The organism is Bacillus sp. CGMCC 1.16541 (genome assembly GCF_003184905.1).
Lineage (GTDB): Bacteria > Bacillota > Bacilli > Bacillales > Bacillaceae_H > Priestia.
The window spans coordinates 112432-130231 of sequence record NZ_QFRU01000008.1; the positions used below are offsets into that span (position 1 = coordinate 112432).

Annotated in this window: 15 protein-coding genes, 1 pseudogene and 1 riboswitch; of the genes and pseudogenes, 13 read left to right on the forward strand and 3 right to left on the reverse strand. The window is 36.9% G+C overall.

Going from position 1 to position 17800, the window contains the following annotated elements:
* Nucleotides 1-384: 384 nt before the first annotated feature.
* Nucleotides 385-846 (forward strand): hypothetical protein, encoded by a 462-nt coding sequence (locus DIS06_RS10020; RefSeq protein WP_110113126.1) that lies wholly within the window; start codon nucleotides 385-387, stop codon nucleotides 844-846.
* Between the two features lie 76 nt (nucleotides 847-922).
* On the opposite strand, the gene DIS06_RS10025 is transcribed toward DIS06_RS10020, so the two are convergent.
* A complete protein-coding gene (locus DIS06_RS10025) occupies nucleotides 923-2134 on the reverse strand; it encodes a DUF418 domain-containing protein (RefSeq protein ID WP_110113127.1) in 1212 nt (403 codons plus the stop codon).
* 163 nt (nucleotides 2135-2297) lie between these two features.
* On the opposite strand from DIS06_RS10025, the gene DIS06_RS10030 reads away from it, so the two are divergent.
* From DIS06_RS10030 to yiaA, 8 genes and pseudogenes are all read left to right on the forward strand, one after another.
* Complete coding sequence (locus DIS06_RS10030; RefSeq protein WP_110113128.1) at nucleotides 2298-3191, forward strand: NAD-dependent epimerase/dehydratase family protein; 894 nt, start codon at nucleotides 2298-2300, stop codon at nucleotides 3189-3191.
* Between the two features lie 153 nt (nucleotides 3192-3344).
* Nucleotides 3345-3788, forward strand: a complete 444-nt coding sequence (locus tag DIS06_RS10035) for an OsmC family protein (protein ID WP_110113129.1) — start codon at nucleotides 3345-3347, stop codon at nucleotides 3786-3788.
* A 595-nt stretch (nucleotides 3789-4383) separates the two neighbouring features.
* Nucleotides 4384-7257, forward strand: coding sequence for a 2-oxoglutarate dehydrogenase E1 component (gene sucA, locus DIS06_RS10040; RefSeq protein ID WP_110113130.1), 2874 nt, complete (start codon nucleotides 4384-4386; stop codon nucleotides 7255-7257).
* A gap of 15 nt (nucleotides 7258-7272) precedes the next feature.
* Nucleotides 7273-8565 (forward strand): 2-oxoglutarate dehydrogenase complex dihydrolipoyllysine-residue succinyltransferase, encoded by a 1293-nt coding sequence (odhB, locus tag DIS06_RS10045; RefSeq protein ID WP_110113131.1) that lies wholly within the window; start codon nucleotides 7273-7275, stop codon nucleotides 8563-8565.
* Nucleotides 8566-8878: 313 nt separating this feature from the next.
* A pseudogene (locus DIS06_RS10050) lies at nucleotides 8879-9564 on the forward strand (LLM class flavin-dependent oxidoreductase); the annotation flags it as partial.
* Nucleotides 9565-9883: 319 nt separating this feature from the next.
* Entirely contained in the window at nucleotides 9884-10654 is a 771-nt protein-coding gene (locus DIS06_RS10055; RefSeq protein WP_110113132.1) for an alpha/beta hydrolase, read from the forward strand.
* Nucleotides 10655-10727: 73 nt separating this feature from the next.
* On the forward strand, nucleotides 10728-10928 hold the full coding sequence (locus tag DIS06_RS10060; RefSeq protein ID WP_110113133.1) for a DUF6501 family protein: 201 nt from the start codon (nucleotides 10728-10730) through the stop codon (nucleotides 10926-10928).
* A gap of 466 nt (nucleotides 10929-11394) precedes the next feature.
* Complete coding sequence (gene yiaA / locus DIS06_RS10065; RefSeq protein ID WP_110113134.1) at nucleotides 11395-11865, forward strand: inner membrane protein YiaA; 471 nt, start codon at nucleotides 11395-11397, stop codon at nucleotides 11863-11865.
* A 198-nt stretch (nucleotides 11866-12063) separates the two neighbouring features.
* Here the strand turns inward: yiaA and DIS06_RS10070 are convergent, their stop codons facing one another.
* Nucleotides 12064-12867: an ion transporter gene (locus tag DIS06_RS10070; RefSeq protein ID WP_110113135.1), complete on the reverse strand. Its 804-nt coding sequence runs from the start codon at nucleotides 12865-12867 to the stop codon at nucleotides 12064-12066.
* A 233-nt stretch (nucleotides 12868-13100) separates the two neighbouring features.
* Here DIS06_RS10070 and DIS06_RS10075 point away from each other — a divergent pair, with 233 nt between their 5' ends.
* The 3 genes from DIS06_RS10075 to DIS06_RS10085 all read left to right on the forward strand — a co-directional run bounded on the left by DIS06_RS10075 (nucleotide 13101) and on the right by DIS06_RS10085 (nucleotide 16593).
* Nucleotides 13101-14348 (forward strand): dicarboxylate/amino acid:cation symporter, encoded by a 1248-nt coding sequence (locus tag DIS06_RS10075; RefSeq protein WP_110113136.1) that lies wholly within the window; start codon nucleotides 13101-13103, stop codon nucleotides 14346-14348.
* Nucleotides 14349-14586: 238 nt separating this feature from the next.
* Nucleotides 14587-14688, forward strand: a riboswitch (purine riboswitch).
* Between the two features lie 121 nt (nucleotides 14689-14809).
* Nucleotides 14810-16036, forward strand: a complete 1227-nt coding sequence (locus tag DIS06_RS10080) for a NupC/NupG family nucleoside CNT transporter (protein ID WP_110113137.1) — start codon at nucleotides 14810-14812, stop codon at nucleotides 16034-16036.
* Between the two features lie 212 nt (nucleotides 16037-16248).
* Nucleotides 16249-16593, forward strand: a complete 345-nt coding sequence (locus DIS06_RS10085) for a DUF1033 family protein (protein WP_110113138.1) — start codon at nucleotides 16249-16251, stop codon at nucleotides 16591-16593.
* 43 nt (nucleotides 16594-16636) lie between these two features.
* Here the strand turns inward: DIS06_RS10085 and DIS06_RS20600 are convergent, their stop codons facing one another.
* Nucleotides 16637-16771 carry a YuzK family famiily protein gene (locus DIS06_RS20600; protein ID WP_481746854.1) on the reverse strand — a complete coding sequence of 45 codons (135 nt, stop codon included), beginning with the start codon at nucleotides 16769-16771 and terminating at the stop codon, nucleotides 16637-16639.
* Between the two features lie 354 nt (nucleotides 16772-17125).
* Between DIS06_RS20600 and DIS06_RS10090 the strand changes: the two genes are divergently transcribed.
* A complete protein-coding gene (locus tag DIS06_RS10090) occupies nucleotides 17126-17776 on the forward strand; it encodes a VC0807 family protein (protein ID WP_110113139.1) in 651 nt (216 codons plus the stop codon).
* The last annotated feature ends 24 nt before the right edge of the window (nucleotides 17777-17800 follow it).

Consider the following 17800-nt stretch of genomic DNA (forward strand, 5'->3'; position numbering starts at 1 on the left):
TTAATAAACCAAGCTTAAAAGAATAGTGGAATGGAGCGTAGGACACTCGACTCCTGCGGGAAATAGAGGAAAGGATGAAGCCCTGCAAGTACGAGGAGACTCAGGTTCCTCTCCGCGGAAAGCAAGTGGCTGGAGCACAATGGAGTGAACTTGTTGTTGTAACTTAACGATTATAGAAATGGCATTGTTCGTTTTTGAGAAGGAATCATTTCGTTATGTCCCATCCTCTTTTGTCTCAGTATCGTTGCATTGTATCACTTATAGAAAAAATATCCAAATATGACTTGTATCTAAATGAATCATCGATTACTATAATAGTAAGCTTTTCCTCTCATTTTTCTCTGCGGTTCGATCCCCATTCTAATCCACAAAGGAGCTTGTTAAATGACCGGTACCACTACTTCCACACAAACCGATATCCACATTCAAGTAACGAAAGAACAATATTACAACCTTCTTAATCTCATTCATTTAGGAAATTGGATGGTGAATGCATTATCAGATACGGTTGATCAAGAGCAAGTCGCAAAATATGAAGAATTAGAACAGAAATTATTTTCTTATGCTCGTCCATTTCTCAAGGATTCCCGCTTTTACTCATTAAGTCCATTTATTGTGTTTAGTGCTAAGTATGAAAAAGTGCTGCAAGAGATGATTATGGAATATGATAATGAAGTGTTTTGGGAGAGTTTAGCTCTTAGTTTAGCAAAACGAGATGTGATGAACGGAATAGGTCCTGTTTCAAAGATGACAGATGATCACGTCGCAAGTATTTTAAAGAAAGAATCATTTTATTTAGACGAATTTGAAAAATATGGCGTAAGTCGTTTAGTCATTCGTAAGTAAACGTGAAAAAGAGAGGGAAAGTAAATGAAAAAGGTGATTCATGTAGAGGCTATCTCTCTTATGAATCACCTTTTCTTTAGTGGGTTTGTTTTTTGAATTGTTGAACTTTTCTATACGTCATCGTTCTCCATAGCCATTCGAATGGACCAAAACGGTACATTTGGAGCCACTTCCTACTAATGAATACTTGTAAACTATAAATAATGAAGCAAAGAATCGTTCCTGTTGTCAGACTAATTTGACCATATAAATTAAAACCAAGAAATAAAATGACGCAAAGAATGGTTTGAAGTAAATAGTTTGTCAACGCCATTTGACCAACATAACCAAGTGGGCGAAGCCTTTTTTGCCAGTTTTCTGCTTGTAATAATAAGGTCAATGTAGAGATATAGAAGAAGCATAACCCCACTCCACTTAAGCTCGTAAATAGCTGAATAACGCTATCTTCATATGCGCCTACATTCCATCCTTTTGTTTTGACTAGTCCGAGTAAAATCGCAAAGATAACCCCGATTAGAAAAGAGAACACTTGAACTTTTCTTAAAAGATTTCGCTGTTCTTCTACTCGTTCAAACAGGCCAATTTTCCCTGCATATAACCCAAACAAGAATAGTGATAAAACAGGCATTAATGTAATGGGCAAGTTAGCTAAGATTGACGGAATTTCTATGTCGATTCGATATAAAACCCAATCGATGTAACTAGCTTGTTCATAAACAGCTACATAATTATTTAGTTTCTCGTCGTAACCTTCTTGCATATCCGCTTGCATGTCTTCTAACATGGTTTCTGGCACTAAAAAAGTTAAACTTATCAGTGCGTGGAATAAGAAGAGAATGCTAAATGCCCATATGAGAATCGTTTTTGGTTTCCGTTTATAAAAGAATAAAAGGAGAAAGCCTGTAATGGCATACAAGTGTAAAATGTCACCAAACCATAAAAAGATGAGGTGAAGAGCACCAAACAATAGTAAACCTAACAATCTTCGACTAAATAAACGTTTAACGTTAAATCCTTTTTGTTCAGCACGACTCATGAAAATATAAAAGCCTAATCCAAATAAAAATGAAAAGATCGTAAAAAATTTCATCTGCACAAACATTTGGAGAAATAAATCAACCCAGTAATCTATTCCTGTATATTCTACATGCATGCCGCTTATTTGAACTTTAAAATCAGGTGAATGAAATGCAGGCATGTTGACAAGGAAGATCCCAAAAAGGGCAAAACCACGAATAATGTCAATCGTGACAATCCTGTCTCTTGTAGATATGGGTGATACATTCATAAAAACGCTCCTCTCTCGTTCCAAACTCTTCATATTAAAGTATAAATGTGCATACATAGTGATAATATCATATATATTCCTAAAAATTCCTATATTTATAAAATATAGCTTTTTATATGTGATTGTATTAATGTTATAGATAATAGTAAAGGAGGAGTGTCTCATGAAAACGGCTTTAGTTTTAGGAGGAACACGCTTTTTTGGTGTGAATTTAGTCGAATCGTTGTTAGCAAAAGGTATACAAGTGACCATTGGAACGCGAGGAGAAACACAAGATCCTTTTGGTGATCAAGTACAGCGCATTAAATTAAATCGCTTTGACAAGATGTCTCTTATTGAAAAAACGTATGGAAAAACGTGGGACGTTGTCTTTGATCAAATTTGCTACGCCTCTCATGATGCATCCATTGCCATTGAAGCATTTAAAGATAAAGTGAAGCACTATGTGTTTACCTCAACGTTATCGGTATACGGATTTCTTGATCATACGTGTCGAGAAGAAGATTTCGACCCGTACACGTATCCAATCTCGTACGTTAATAGAGAAAACCTATCGTATCAAGAAGGCAAGCGACAAGCCGAAGCGGTCTTTTTCCAACACGCTCCTTTTTCGGTAACTGCTGTTCGGATTCCAATTGTATTAGGAGAGCAAGATTATACAAATCGATTGCTTTTTCATGTTGATAAAATTCTGCACGAAGAAAGCATTGGTTTACAAAACAAAGAAGCTGAAATGAATTTCATTTCTCAGCAAGAAGCAGGGGACTTTCTAACTTGGTGTGGTGAAAATCAATTAAAAGGTCCTGTAAATGCTTGTGCAAATGGTTCCATTTCTCTTCAAGAGCTTATTCAAACAATCGAAAAAGAAACAGAGAAAACAGCAAACATCACTACCACAATTACGGATGAAAACGGATCTCCATATGGAGTCGAACAATCATGGACAATGAGTAATGAACGAGCAACGGCATGGGGATATCCATTTACAGATTTACGTAGTTGGTTACCATCTTTAATCAACCATTTTGTACATGAAAAAAACACGACATCTAAGTAAGAAAAAGATTCACCGAGTAATCCGTTACTCGGTGAGTCTTTTTCTTGTGAATACTACTGTAATATTATTATGTAAACAGAAATAGAAAAGTTGGCTTTATTCGTTGCACTCGTTAAAATAAAATACACATAGTAAATGAAAGGAAGGATTAACGTGGCAAAACATCACTTTCACTTAAAAGCAGACTGGCCAGGAGGACGAAACGATGTTGGCAACATTGAATCCGGACAACTGCGTACATCCATTTCAATTCCAAAAGAAATGGACGGCCCGGGTATTGGAACAAATCCAGATGAAATGTTACTAGGAGCCGCAGCAACGTGCTACATTATAACACTTGCGGCGATGTTAGAAAGAAGTGGAATAAACACGATATTGTTAACCATGGATTCAGAAGCAATCGTTGATGTAACAAAAGGGGTGTTTACATACGAAAGAATCATTCATCGTCCACACATAGTGTTAGAGGAGTGGTCTGAACAACTCAATAAAAAAGCTGCAAGAATTGCAGAGAAAGCCGAATCTACATGTATGATTTCAAAAGCGGTGAAAGGGAATGTTAACATTGAAGTAGAAGCAAGAATTGAAAGTGAATAGAAAACATAAAAAGGGCCAAGACAAAAGGGGGAGAATCCCCCTGGTTGACCTATCGAGCAACCGCTTTTGCCTTAGAATTTAGTTATAGCAATAGATAAAGAGGTAAGAGCGTGTAAACTTACTTTTTTACGTTTATTTACTCATGTTCTACCCTCATTGAAAAAAAGAACACTATTTAATATGAAGAAAAGAGAAGAAAAGCTTAAAATCTGACATTGTCAAAATGAAAATACTATCCAATGTATAATGGAATTTTTTTGAAACTGATGATAGTGCCTCATTCTGTTAGAACAACTCTTAAACAGCTTGATAACAATAATTTAACACTATTTTGCTAGAGTCATTCACTTTTCTTATGAAGCGCTTCCAAAATATAGTTTGACTATTAAAAAAATAAAAAAATTTATAGAAATATAGCGATTTCATTTTGAATGAAACGCAAAAGAGTGGTAAAATGAAAACAAGGATAATTTTACAAGGTAAAGCACATAAGTAACTTGTAAACATGTCTGATAAGTAGGTTGTAACAACAAGTCTTCTTAATTCTAGAAATCTCATATGATTTCAAGTATTATGAATCGTTGGGGGTTTTTAAATGGGTAATCAAACGTCAAACAAAGGTGAACCATGGCAAGGGTTTTTAGGACCAAACTATGGTTACGTATTAGAACAGTATGAATTGTATGAACAAAATCCAGAAGAAGTTGATTCAGAATTAAAAGAACTATTTGATGTATGGGGAGCTCCACCGAGTTCGGAGGAGTTATCAGATGATCGTGTGTTATCAAAAGGGGACAACCGCACGTCTGTTGCACCGGTGAGCACCGCGAAAATTGCAGCTGCGATTAAATTTGCTGAAAACATTCGTACGTATGGTCATTTATATGCATCTATTAATCCACTAGAAGATCAGAAAAAGGATATGGTCCTTTTACATCTAGAAGACTACAACTTGACTGAGGAAGACTTAAAAGGAATTCCTGTAGAAATTTTATGTCCAGACGCACCTACCTATGTAAAAAACGGATTAGATGCGATTAACTATTTAACAGAGCTTTATACAAAAACAATTTCATTCGAGTTTCATCATGTACATAATCTTGAAGAAAACAAATGGCTTACGCAAATGGTGGAAAAAGGCGATATCTTCCGTTCGCTATCAAAAGAAAAGCGTACGAGTGTATTAAAGCGCTTAACGGAAGTAGAAGGATTTGAACAATTTTTACACCGTACATTCGTCGGTCAGAAGCGATTCTCAATTGAAGGTGTGGACATGCTTGTTCCATTATTAGATGAGATTATCGGCTGTTCTGTTCAAGATGGTCCGAAAACGGTTAACATTGGAATGGCACACCGTGGTCGCTTAAATGTATTAGCACATGTGCTAGGTAAGCCATATGAAATGATTTTCTCAGAGTTTCAACACTCACCAAATAAAGATCTCGTTCCATCAGAAGGTTCAACAGGAATCAACTATGGATGGACTGGAGATGTAAAGTACCATTTAGGTGCCGATACACAAATTAAAGATGAAAGCACAGTTCGTGCACGTTTAACATTGGCAAACAATCCGAGTCATTTAGAATTTGTGAACCCAGTTGTGGAAGGGTTTACAAGAGCAGCGCAAGATGACCGTGAAGCAATTGGCTATCCAACACAAGATGTAACAAAATCATTTGCTATTTTAATTCATGGTGATGCAGCGTTCCCTGGTGAAGGTATTGTACAAGAAACCTTAAACTTAAACCAGTTAACTGGATATCAAACAGGTGGAACGATTCATATTATCGCCAATAATATGATTGGATTTACAACCGAAAGTGTTGACTCACGTTCAACAAAATATGCGAGTGATTTAGCAAAAGGATTTGAAATCCCGATTGTCCATGTAAATGCGGATGATCCTGATGCATGTTTAGCGGCAGCGTATTTTGCTTATGAATATCGCAAGCGCTTTAATAAGGATTTCTTAATTGATTTAATTGGATACCGTCGATTTGGACATAACGAAATGGATGAGCCAATGGTGACACAACCTAAAACGTACGAAATTATCGGGAAGCGTCCGACAGTTCGTGCTTTATATGCAAAAACGTTGCAAGAACAACAAGTGTTGTCTAATGAAGAAGTCGATAGCATCCAAGAGCAAATTCAACAAAAACTAAAAGCAGCGTATGACAAAGTACCGCCAAAGGCAGATAAAAAGCATCACTTAATGGAATTGCCAGAAGCTGTGATTAATGGATTACCAAACTTAGACACATCTGTATCTAAAGATGTCCTATACGATCTAAATACTGAAATCGTTACGTGGCCTGAAAACTTTAATGTGTTCCCGAAACTTGCGCGTATTTTAGAGCGTCGTGCAAAAGCGTTAGAAGACAACGGGAAAGTAGATTGGTCATTAGGTGAAGCACTTGCATTTGCGACAATCTTACGTGATGGCACACCTATTCGTATTACAGGACAAGATTCAGAGCGTGGAACGTTTGCACATCGTCATATTGTGTTACATGATCACGTAACGGGAGATGTGTATTCACCGTTACACACATTATCTGACGTAAGCGCTTCCTTTGATATTCATAACAGTCCATTATCAGAAGGGTCTGTCATTGGATTTGAATATGGTTATAACGTATTCGCGCCAGAAACACTAGTTATTTGGGAAGCACAATTCGGTGACTTTGCAAATGCGGGTCAAGTTATTTTTGATCAATTTATCTCTGCAGGTCGCGCAAAGTGGGGACAAAAATCAGGTATGGTTCTATTGCTTCCACATGGACACGAAGGGCAAGGACCAGAGCATTCAAGTGCAAGACTAGAGCGTTTCTTACAATTAGGTGCTGAAAACAACTGGACAGTTGCCAATGTAACAAGTGCAGCTCAATATTTCCATCTGTTAAGAAGGCAGGCAGCAATCTTAAAACGTGAAGAAGTTCGTCCACTTGTGGTGATGACACCAAAGAGTTTGTTGCGTAACCCATTTAGTGTGTCGGAGATTACTGAACTAACAGAAGGGTCATTTAAACGTGTTGTTGAACAACCTGAACTAGGTCAAAATACAGATGCAGTTGAACGTATTGTTCTATGCACTGGTAAAGTATCAAGCGACTTAACTGAAAAACTTCAAAAACAAGAAGGTAACATGGATTGGTTACATGTATTACGTGTGGAAGAAATCTATCCATTCCCACGACGTATTATTGCTGAAATCTTTGCTCGATATAAAAACTTAAAAGAAATTGTGTGGATGCAAGAAGAGCCTGAAAATATGGGAGCTTGGAGCTACATTGATCCAAAACTTCGCTCTGTTGCTCCAGAAGGCGTAGCTGTGAAATATGTAGGACGCAGAAGACGTTCAAGTCCAGCTGAAGGGGACCCAACAAGCCATAAGCAAGAACAAGAACGTATTTTACAAGACGCAATCACAAATGAACATATTGCAAACGATGCAGTAACACGATAGGAAGGGGATTTAACAATGGGAGAAATCAAAGTACCGGAATTAGCAGAATCAATTACAGAAGGAACAGTTGCGCAGTGGTTGAAACAAGTTGGGGACTACGTAGAAAAAGGTGACTACGTTGTTGAACTTGAAACAGATAAAGTAAACGTCGAAATTACAGCAGAAGAGTCTGGTGTGTTAGCAGAGCTACTTGTCGGAGAAGGAGATACCGTTCAAGTAGGTGAAACAATCGCTCGCTTAAATGAGCAAGGTGCAGCAGCAAGTACTCCAGTAGAGAAGCCAAAAGCGGCACAACCTGCAAAACAAGAAGAGCCAGTACAAGCGGCTCAAGAAGCAGCGCCTGCTTTAGAAGAAAAAGCAGCAGAAGGTCAACAAAAGCAGTGGATCATTGCCTCTCCATCTGCACGTAAAGCAGCAAGAGAGCGTGGCATCAAATTAGATGAAGTTCCAACAGCTGATCCACTAGGTCGTGTACGTAAGCAAGACATCGAAGTTTACGCTGAAAACAAAGCAACTGTTCAAAAAGAAGAAGCAAAGCCAGCATCAGCCCCAGCACCGCGTGCAGCGAAACCGGTACAACCTGAAGTGACAAACGAAGGTGGCGAGAAGCCTGTACAACGTATTCGAATGTCACGTCGTCGCCAAACAATTGCAAATCGTCTTGTTCAAGTGCAACAAACAGCGGCAATGTTAACAACATTTAATGAAGTAGATATGACAGCAGTTATGGCACTACGTAAGCGTCGCAAAGATAAATTCTTTGAACAGCACGATGTTCGTCTTGGCTTTATGTCATTCTTTACAAAAGCGGTTGTAGCGGCACTTCGTAAATACCCATTATTAAACGCTGAAATTCAAGGCGACGAAATTGTGTTAAAGAAATTCTATGATATCGGAATTGCTGTTTCTGCTCCAGACGGACTTGTGGTACCTGTTGTTCGTGATGCAGACCGTAAAACATTCGCTGAAATCGAGGGGAATATCGGTGAATTAGCGAAAAAAGCACGTGATAACAAGTTAGCATTAAAAGATTTACAAGGTGGCACATTCACAATTACAAATGGTGGTGTATTCGGTTCGTTAATGTCTACACCAATCCTAAACGGTCCTCAAGTGGGAATTTTAGGGATGCATAAAGTACAACTTCGTCCAGTTGCAATCGACGAAGAACGTTCAGAAAACCGCCCAATGATGTACATTGCTCTTTCTTATGATCACCGTATTATTGATGGAAAAGAGGCAGTAAGCTTCCTTGCAACGGTTAAAGAACTGTTAGAAGATCCAGAAACACTATTATTAGAAGGATAAATCCTTCATCAAACACCAGGTAGACGTGATTGTCTACTTGGTGTTTGTATTTGTTTTGACTAAGCTTACAGAGCATTGTTGACTTAGGATGCTCTTAATACCTACTTGACAAATAGGAATAACAGGTATTAATCTTTAAGTAAGAGTAAAATAATTTGCTGATCAGACAGACTGAAGGCATTTGTATTCCATAATAAGAAACAAATGCTTTTTTTGTTTTTGAATGTAAGGTGAAGCAGTAATGGTTACATAACGAACACGATCATAAGGTTTAAAAAGTATTCGCAAAATGATTGTAAGGAGGCGTAGGGGTGAATTTTTAACAGTATGGCGTCAAACAATGCAAGGAGAACATGTTGACTTTCATGGTAAACACATTGATGTGACCGGAGCAAAAGTCCCAACGTTACCTGTTCAAAAACCTTATCCTCCTCTTTATTTTGGAGGTTCATCACCAGCTGGTAAAGAAGTAGGTGCCAAACATGCAGATGTATACCTATTATGGGGAGAGCCTCCAGCGATTATTGAAAAGAAAATAAGTGAGATGAAAGAAAAAGCAGCAGTCCAAGGAAGACAGCTAAAGTTCGGTATTCGTCTTCATGTCATTGTGCGTGATACTGAATTAGAAGCATGGAACGCTGCAGAGGAACTTATTCAATACGTTAGACCATACGTGGATTCCAAGAAAGGTTTGCTAAATTTGATTCTACAACAGCTCAAAAAACACAAACGAGCTTGCATCAAGGTTCAAAAGAGCGAAATACACTTGAAATTTCTCCTAATCTTTGGGCTGGTATTGGTTTAGCACGTGAAGGAGCTGGCACAGCAATTGTAGGAAACCCAGAAATTGTCGCAGAGCGTATTCGTGAATATAAAGCAATTGGTGTTGATACATTCATCTTATCTGGTTATCCACATTTAGAAGAGGCTTATCAGTTTGGAGAACTGGTATTACATTTGTTGAAAAATCAAAAATCAGCAGGAGTTACGTATTCATAATAAAGTAACTTATTTGATAACACGTTGTATTGTGTTTCATAGGTTTATAGTGTTGTAAAGATGAAGAGCTCAGCAGGTGGTACCGCACCTCAGAAGTTAGAGTGAAAAATCTAACTTTGTGGGGACAGTACTAACAACAGAGCTCTTTTTAAAATTCAAACGAATGGTCATGCGCTATTTTTAATAAGAACGAATAGGTAAAAAGGATGATAGAAAGAATGGGATAGTATTTAAAAACCTAGTTGACTCATAGGATTTATTGGTATATGATATTTATAATATTTAATCAGAAAATTCGAATAAGAGAGGGGAATAACGAATGGAAAACTACCCTGTTATGAGTGGAGCGGAATCTTTTTTTATTCAAGGAAATGAAATTGGGGTACTTGTATCACACGGGTTTATCGGTACACCACAAAGCATGAAGTATGTCGGGGAAGGATTAGCGAAGAATGGGTATACGGTATATGGACTTCGATTAAAAGGGCACGGAACGCATTATGAAGATTTAGAGGGATCAACATATGAAGATTGGAAACAAGATTTTTTAAATGGCTATAACAAACTAAAAGAAACATGTAAGCATGTATTTATTGTAGGACAGTCAATGGGCGGGACATTGACATTACGTACGGCGAGTGAGTTAAGAGATTTAACAGGTATCATGCTAATTAATCCTGCCATCTCTTCTATTCCATCGATGGAGCCATATCGTCATTCGTTTACCCCTCGTTATTTACCAGAAGGAGCACCAGACATTAAAGCTAGTGATGTACACGAAATTACTTATGAAAAAGCACCGATAAAATCCATCCAGCAACTTTTGTCATTGATGGATGAAACAAAAGCGCGTTTGTCACGGGTGTTGTGTCCAACGTTACTTCTCACTTCAACGGTTGACAATGTTGTTCCACCTAGCAATTCGACGAACATTTTGAATCATGTTCGTTCAGTAGATAAGCGACAACTATTCCTTCAGAATTCTTATCATGTTGCTTCTATGGACCATGACAAAGATCAAATTGTCGCAGAATGTACAACGTTTATAACGGAACAATTAGAAAAAAGAAGCTGTTTACGTGCACAATAATCCCTTTCAAGAGTTTTCTTTTAGAAGAAAGTAAGCTAAAATGAATCTATATGAGCTAAAGGAGTGTACATACATGATTCATTTAGAATGGAATGATCGTCCAACGATTAAACAAGTAAAATGTATTCATACGAATGCAGCGAAGTATATGGTAGAAAACGTATTAACGGCAGGAAAAGTATACGATGTGAAAAACGAGACAGAAGAATTTTATTTTGTAGTTGACAACACAGGTCAAGTTGGCGGGTTTTACAAAGAATACTTCGAAAACTAAGAAGAAAGAGGCTGAGACATAAGCCTTTCAGTTGATGATATACCCGAGCTATTGTGAGTTCTATACTCTTGATGGTTCGGGTATTTTTATTTGTTTGGAAAGTCTGTTCAAAGGGATAGTTGTAGCGCAATAGAACGAATTGGTTTGATAACCGAACGATGATCGAAAAGTCATTGTTTAGCTTTTAGAAGGAATCATTACATTATATCCCAGCATATTTTTTTAAAAATATATAAACCAATTAAACTATGTTCTAAGTAATCACTATAAATGTAGATGGCCATTTAGAACAAAATTAAAACGAAACTGCTTGTAATTAAGTCAGCACGAACATGATATAAATAAAAAAACAAGTAGAAAGCTTCAAAAAATGTTTATTATTCACAACCAATTTCTGTATAATAAGTGTAGGAAAAAGCTTGATGTATATACGGGGCTTGATAAAAAGATGGGAGAGAACGATAACATGTCTAATGATCAGGAAGTTTTATTTGATAAAGGCAAACAAAATGATGCAAAAGTGAAAGTAGAAAGAAAAGAAGGGGAACCTACGTCAGCGTTTAAAGGAGCTTCTTGGGCTGCGTTGCTAGTAGGCGTAGCGGCTTACCTTATTGGCTTATTTAACGCCACGATGGAATTGAATGAAAAAGGATATTATTTTGCCGTATTAGTTTTTGGACTATATGCAGCAGTTTCATTACAAAAAGCTGTACGAGATAAAGAAGAGGGAATACCTGTTACCAATATTTATTATGGTCTAAGCTGGTTTGCTTTAATTGTAGCGATTTCATTAATGGCGATTGGTTTGTACAATGCAGGGAGTATCGTTTTAAGTGAAAAAGGATTTTATGGGATGGCATTTGTGCTTAGCTTATTTGCAGCGATCACGGTTCAAAAGAATATTCGAGATACGCAGATAGCAAGAGAGAAAGATTAAGAATAATTAGTGAAAGATAAAAAGTATAAAAAAGAAGCGTGCAAGTTAGTACCAGGAACTTGTGCGCTTCTTTTTTATAGGGAATAAAAATAATCTCACCTTAAACTATGTTCTAAATAAACAATAAAAATGATATTAGCTGCTTAAGAAAAATTTCTTTTTCGTTTATTGGTCAAATTCAAAAAGCTGACGATATCATCAACTTTTTGAATTCATCTCTTTTATTAATTGTTTAAGCTCCGCCATTTCTTCTCTCATTGCAGCCATTTCTTTTTGCATTTTTGCTTCATCAGATTCTTCATCATCAAAGTTTGCTTTTTCCATATTATTAACGATGACACCAATAAAAAGATTAATAATAATGAATGTCCCTATTAAGATGAATAATACAAAGTAAATCCAAGACCATGGGTGCACAGCAAAGATAGGTCGCATAACACCACTAGCCCATGATTCAAGTGTAACTACTTGAAAAAGCGTTAAAAGAGACAACTGCAAGTTTCCGAAATACTCAGGTGCTGTGTTTGCAAACAACATCGTACCTGATACACCAAATATATAAAAGAAAATACCCATTAAAAATAAAATATTCCCCATCGCTGGAATCGTCATTAACAGTGCGTCTACTAATTTACGTAAAGATGGAATAACCGAAATTGCGCGAAGTACACGCAACACGCGTAAAACACGTAGCAAGGTGATAAAATAGGCACCAGCAAATAAATGACCACTTAAGACAATTAAAAAATCAAACCAATTCCAACTGCTTTTAAAGAAACGATACATGGGTTTCTCAGCAAACAATCGAATCACAATTTCAATCGTAAACACCCAAAGTAAAATGCGATCGGCATAATGAAAAATGTTAGCGTAAGATGTGTACAAAGAAGGGTACGTTTCAAGCCCAACTAAGATGGCATTGAGAATAATGAGGGTAAGTACAACTTGTGTAAAGCGCCTATGCGCAACAAGCTTTCGACAATAAGAATAAATAGTGGTCATGATCGCCTCCAAAAATAGTATTCATACTCGACACTCCATTCCTTATTGTACAAGAAGTACGGAGTGGATAAAAGAAAAAACATTGTGAACGTGTTACAGGTGAAAGCGTAATAGAAAAAGAAGGATAAAAGGTAGACAAAATTTTATGTTGACCAATTTTTTCATTGTAGTACAATCGGTAAAGTGTCAACTTAGTAGACAAGTTGATGTATCTTATATAAAGGAGGGTACATATGGGTTCATTTAAGTCATACCGTTTTCCATTGATTCTATTAGCTTCGATTGCATTAGGGGCGATCATTGGATTTGTGGTAGGAGAAAAAGCGGAAGTGTTAAAGCCGCTTGGCGATATGTATTTAAACTTAATGTTTATGGTCGTTGTACCACTTGTATTCTTTAGCATTTCGTCAGCTGTTGCGAATACATCAAATATGCAGCGATTTGGTAAAATCATCGGTTCGATGTTTGGTTTCTTTATTTTTACTGGTATTATTGCATCTGTTCTTATGCTTGTTGCCGTAAAAGCATTCATTCCTGTCGGCGACTCACCGATTGATATTGCTAAACCAGACGAAGTCGAAAAAGTAAACATTGCTGATCAGTTTGTACAAGCGTTTACAGCACCCGATTTTGTTGACTTATTGTCACGTCAAAATATGCTTGCACTCATCGTGTTTGCTGTGCTATTAGGTCTTTCTACAACGTTAATTGGTGAAAAAGGAAAGCCGTTTGCAACATTCTTAAAAGCAGGTTCACTTGTATTTATGAAAATGGTAACCCTTGTCATGTATGTTGCACCGATTGGACTTGCAGCTTATTTTGCGACGCTTATTGGCGTATTCGGCCCTGAATTACTCGGTACGTATGCGCGAGCTGTCGCAGTCTACTATCCAGTATCGATTCTTTATTTCTTTATTGGATTTACACTTTATGCGTTTATTGGTGGTGGAAAAGTAGGCGTCAAGAAATTTTGGAAAAACATTTTAGCACCTGCTGTCACAGCACTAGGAACGGGAAGTAGTGTGGCGAGTGTGCCTGCGAATTTAGAAGCAGCGAAGAGGACTGGTGTACCTAAAGATATTCGTGAAACGGTAATCCCAATTGGAGCAACGATTCATATGGATGGTTCTTGCTTAGCTGCGATCTTAAAGATTTCATTTGCATTTACACTATTTGGAATGGAGTTTAGTGGAGTAGAAACCTTTATTAAGGCAATTGCAGTTTCAATTTTATGTGGTGTGGTCATTGCTGGATTACCAAGTGGTGGAGCAGTTGGAGAATTATTAATCTTAACTATGTTTGGTTTGCCTGTTGAAGCACTACCAATCATGACAGCACTAGGAATGATTGTTGATCCACCAGCAACGATGGTCAACGTGACAGGTGACAATGTATCTTCAATGATGGTTGCTCGTTCTGTGGAAGGGAAAGATTGGATTCATCAATCACAAGAAGAACCAGAAGACACAGTCGCATCGTAACGATAGCCAAGAACGTAGGGAGACCCTCCTTACGTTCTTTTTATATGCCTCAGCACTAACGTTCCTCTTTGTGTAAATAGATATTATTCTTAGATAATAATAGTTTGTTCATGAGTGACGCCCGTGAAAAAGAAAAAATCTCTATTTATCAATGGTTATATTTATTATAGTGAAAACGCTTAATAAAAAAATAAATAAAAAAAGCTATTTACATTCTTTTTTATGATGCTATAATACGAATTATCAATTAAAAAACCTTCATATATGTTCGGAAATATGGTCCGAATGTTTCTACTTAATCACCGTAAACGATTAAACTATGAAGGAAGCGGCAGAAGTTTTTTCTATGTAAATATAGAAGAAAATAGATCTTTTATGTGCAGCTTTCTTCGATAGAGTAGAAACCTGTATATGGAAGATCTTTTTTTATTTTACATAAAGAACACCTAGGAGGAAAACAGATGGATATTGTATGGGGAATTTTCGGAATTATCGTAATTTTATCAATTGCATTTAGTTTATCGAAAAATCGTAAAGCGATAAATATACAGACAGTAGTAGGGGCACTAGGTTTACAGGTCTTTTTTGCTGTAATTGTTTTATACTGGGAACCAGGAAAAAGAGCGCTTGAAGCCATTTCTTCAGTTGTACTCGCTTTTTTAGGCGCATCTTCAGCAGGAATTGAATTTGTATTTGGTGAGATGATTCCAAAAGGTGCATTTACCGTAGCAGTTAACCTTTTACCAATATTAATTTACATTGCTGCTGTTACATCACTTTTATATTACCTGGGTGTTTTGCAATTGGTTGTAAAAGTAATTGGTGGTGCAATGCAAAAACTATTAAAAACGAGTAAAGCAGAATCGATGTCTGCGACAGCTAATATTTTTGTCGGCTTAACAGAAGCACCGCTTGTGATTCGTCCGTATTTAAATAAAATGACAACTTCTGAATTGTTTGCCGTCATGGTTGGGGGACTGGCAACTGTAGCTGGAACTGTTTTATCAGGGTACTATATGTTAGGCGCTAAAATTGAATATTTAATTGCAGCAAGCTTTATGGCTGCACCTGCAGGATTGTTAATTGCTAAAATAATTGTACCTGAAACAGAAGAGTCCGAAACAGGAATTGGAAAAGATACAAAAACAAGTGAGACTGAAGAAGAAGACAAACCGAAAAACATGATTGATGCTATTGCACGCGGGGCATCAGAGGGGTTAAAGTTAGCATTAAATGTGGGGGCGATGTTAATTGCTTTCATTTCCATTATTCAGTTAGCCAACTTAATCCTTGGTAAAGTTGGCACATGGATTGGGGTTGAAAATTTAACATTTGAACTGATCTTAGGATACGTATTTGCGCCAGTTATGTTTGTTATTGGTGTTCCTTGGCCAGAAGCGACAGCAGCGGGATCATACTTAGGTCAAAAAATGATTTTAAATGAATTTGTTGCATTTGCTAATTTTGCACCAATCGCTGAATCATTTACACCAAAAACAGAAGCCATTATTACATTTACGTTAACTGGGTTTGCAGGACTTGGATCATTGGCCATATTATTAGGAGGACTCGGTGCACTTATTCCCTCGCGACGAGGAGATATTGCTCAATTTGGTTTGCTAGCCATTATTGGAGGGACACTTGCAAACTTATTAAGTGCAGCGATTGCAGGGATGCTGATTGGTTAATGGATTGAAACGCAACACTCTTTGCTATTTTATCTATTGACACTACTGAGTTTTAAAATAAAAATGTTTCAGGCCGAGCCAATCAGTGGAAGTTTCCCGCTATTGTCTCGGCTTTTTTTCTTTTTACTTGATTGCTGAGCAGAATTCACTAATAATGTAGACATAGCTATATTTTTGTAACGAATATGTTTCAACTCAGAGGAGCGATAAACATGAGTGATAAATGGAGAGTTCATATTATAAAAGGTGATTGTGAACCATGGTTGTTTTTAGATGGTTGGGAACGTGATATTAAGGAAACGCTTGAATTCGATAATAAAGAAGAGGCATTGCGTCAATATGCAGCGTTAATTCATCATTATCATCAAACGTATGAAAGTGTACGAAGCAATGAATTAGCTCTTTTTAGTTTTTGGAATGAAGGAGAGAAAGAGTATTGTGAAGCCTGTGACGACGACCTACAAGTGTTTCACGGTGTACTATTTGCCAAAAACGATGAAGTGTACGATTTAGAAGAAGATGCAGAAGGCCTAAAATTTCTTCGTTCTGATTCATAAAAAACGCGGATGACCAAAAGTCATCCGCGTTTTTCTGTCTGTATTAGTTATGAAACCCTATGTTTTGTACAATTTCCTTACTTTTTTCGTAATCGAGTTCTCGTCTTTTTTCTACTCGTAATTGTTGTTCAAGTTTACGACTATACTCAGCATAACCAATTCCATGAGCTTGAAACATCGCTTTTTCCATTTCTGCTGTGTAATTCAAATCGAGATTATTGATACAAAATCAATCCTTTCAAAAAAATTTACATCATTATCCTACCATGTTAAAAGTTCTGACACAAAAAGGCTATAAGTAGCTATAGAGCTCTATTTTACGGTCACGTATTGTATACCCGTTGTAGCGCATACTAAACGTAAAATTTCTCTTGTTTTCGTATGATTATACATTGTCCTATTCATCAAGACTGATAATTCGATATAAATCGACGATCAATTTTCTGTTTCATCCTCCATGGCAGTTTTCCTTTCTTTCTGTCACTATTTCCGTTATAATGACACCAATTACAAAGAAATAGAGGGGAATACAATGAACAATAAAAATAGAGTATGGATGGACTTATTATTTTATATTGTCATTCCATACCTGATTTGGAATCAAGGAAAAGATATTATTGGAGATTATTACGCTATTCTATTGTCAACAGCACCAGCATTCTTTTATACGATTTTTACATTTGTGAAAGAAAAACAATTTAACGTAACCGGATTATTTCTAGTTATCACATTACTATTAAAAACAATTGTTGATTTGATCTCTGGCAATGCAGAGACGATGTTAATGAACCAAGTCTATTTCATGATTGCATCTGGTCTCTTTTTAATTATGACAATCTTCATCAATAAGCCTCTAACATTATACTTTTTTGTGGACACAGCGTATTTAATGGGCTATAAACGAGAAGATTCAAGAAAGTTGTTTCACGAAAAAGACATCTTTCCAATGTTTAAGTGGCTGACGCTGTTATTTGCGGCTCGTTATTTCGCACTAGCAGTCGTGAAATATTGGCTTTTACAAAAGTATGGAGTGGAAGGATACGGAACGATGATTGTGTTTCGTCAAGGTGTCACATGGGCATTCTCACTTGTTATTGGGATTGGAACTTATATGGTCTTTAAAAAGATTCAAGATAAAACAGGATTCGGGGATGCAACTGATACACCGATGGACAAGCAGTAGAAGCAGTGGATTTTTCCACTGCTT

What these genes read in the sequence shown, in the direction of transcription:
- DIS06_RS10020 (WP_110113126.1), top strand. Translation starts at nt 385, where the DNA reads ATGACCGGTACCACTACTTCCACACAAACCGATATCCACATTCAAGTA.
- DIS06_RS10025 (WP_110113127.1), bottom strand. Translation starts at nt 2,134, where the DNA reads ATGAATGTATCACCCATATCTACAAGAGACAGGATTGTCACGATTGAC.
- DIS06_RS10030 (WP_110113128.1), top strand. Translation starts at nt 2,298, where the DNA reads ATGAAAACGGCTTTAGTTTTAGGAGGAACACGCTTTTTTGGTGTGAAT.
- sucA (WP_110113130.1), top strand. Translation starts at nt 4,384, where the DNA reads ATGGGTAATCAAACGTCAAACAAAGGTGAACCATGGCAAGGGTTTTTA.
- odhB (WP_110113131.1), top strand. Translation starts at nt 7,273, where the DNA reads ATGGGAGAAATCAAAGTACCGGAATTAGCAGAATCAATTACAGAAGGA.
- DIS06_RS10055 (WP_110113132.1), top strand. Translation starts at nt 9,884, where the DNA reads ATGGAAAACTACCCTGTTATGAGTGGAGCGGAATCTTTTTTTATTCAA.
- DIS06_RS10060 (WP_110113133.1), top strand. Translation starts at nt 10,728, where the DNA reads ATGATTCATTTAGAATGGAATGATCGTCCAACGATTAAACAAGTAAAA.
- yiaA (WP_110113134.1), top strand. Translation starts at nt 11,395, where the DNA reads ATGTCTAATGATCAGGAAGTTTTATTTGATAAAGGCAAACAAAATGAT.
- DIS06_RS10070 (WP_110113135.1), bottom strand. Translation starts at nt 12,867, where the DNA reads ATGACCACTATTTATTCTTATTGTCGAAAGCTTGTTGCGCATAGGCGC.
- DIS06_RS10075 (WP_110113136.1), top strand. Translation starts at nt 13,101, where the DNA reads ATGGGTTCATTTAAGTCATACCGTTTTCCATTGATTCTATTAGCTTCG.
- DIS06_RS10080 (WP_110113137.1), top strand. Translation starts at nt 14,810, where the DNA reads ATGGATATTGTATGGGGAATTTTCGGAATTATCGTAATTTTATCAATT.
- DIS06_RS10085 (WP_110113138.1), top strand. Translation starts at nt 16,249, where the DNA reads ATGAGTGATAAATGGAGAGTTCATATTATAAAAGGTGATTGTGAACCA.
- DIS06_RS20600 (WP_481746854.1), bottom strand. Translation starts at nt 16,771, where the DNA reads ATGTTTCAAGCTCATGGAATTGGTTATGCTGAGTATAGTCGTAAACTT.
- DIS06_RS10090 (WP_110113139.1), top strand. Translation starts at nt 17,126, where the DNA reads ATGAACAATAAAAATAGAGTATGGATGGACTTATTATTTTATATTGTC.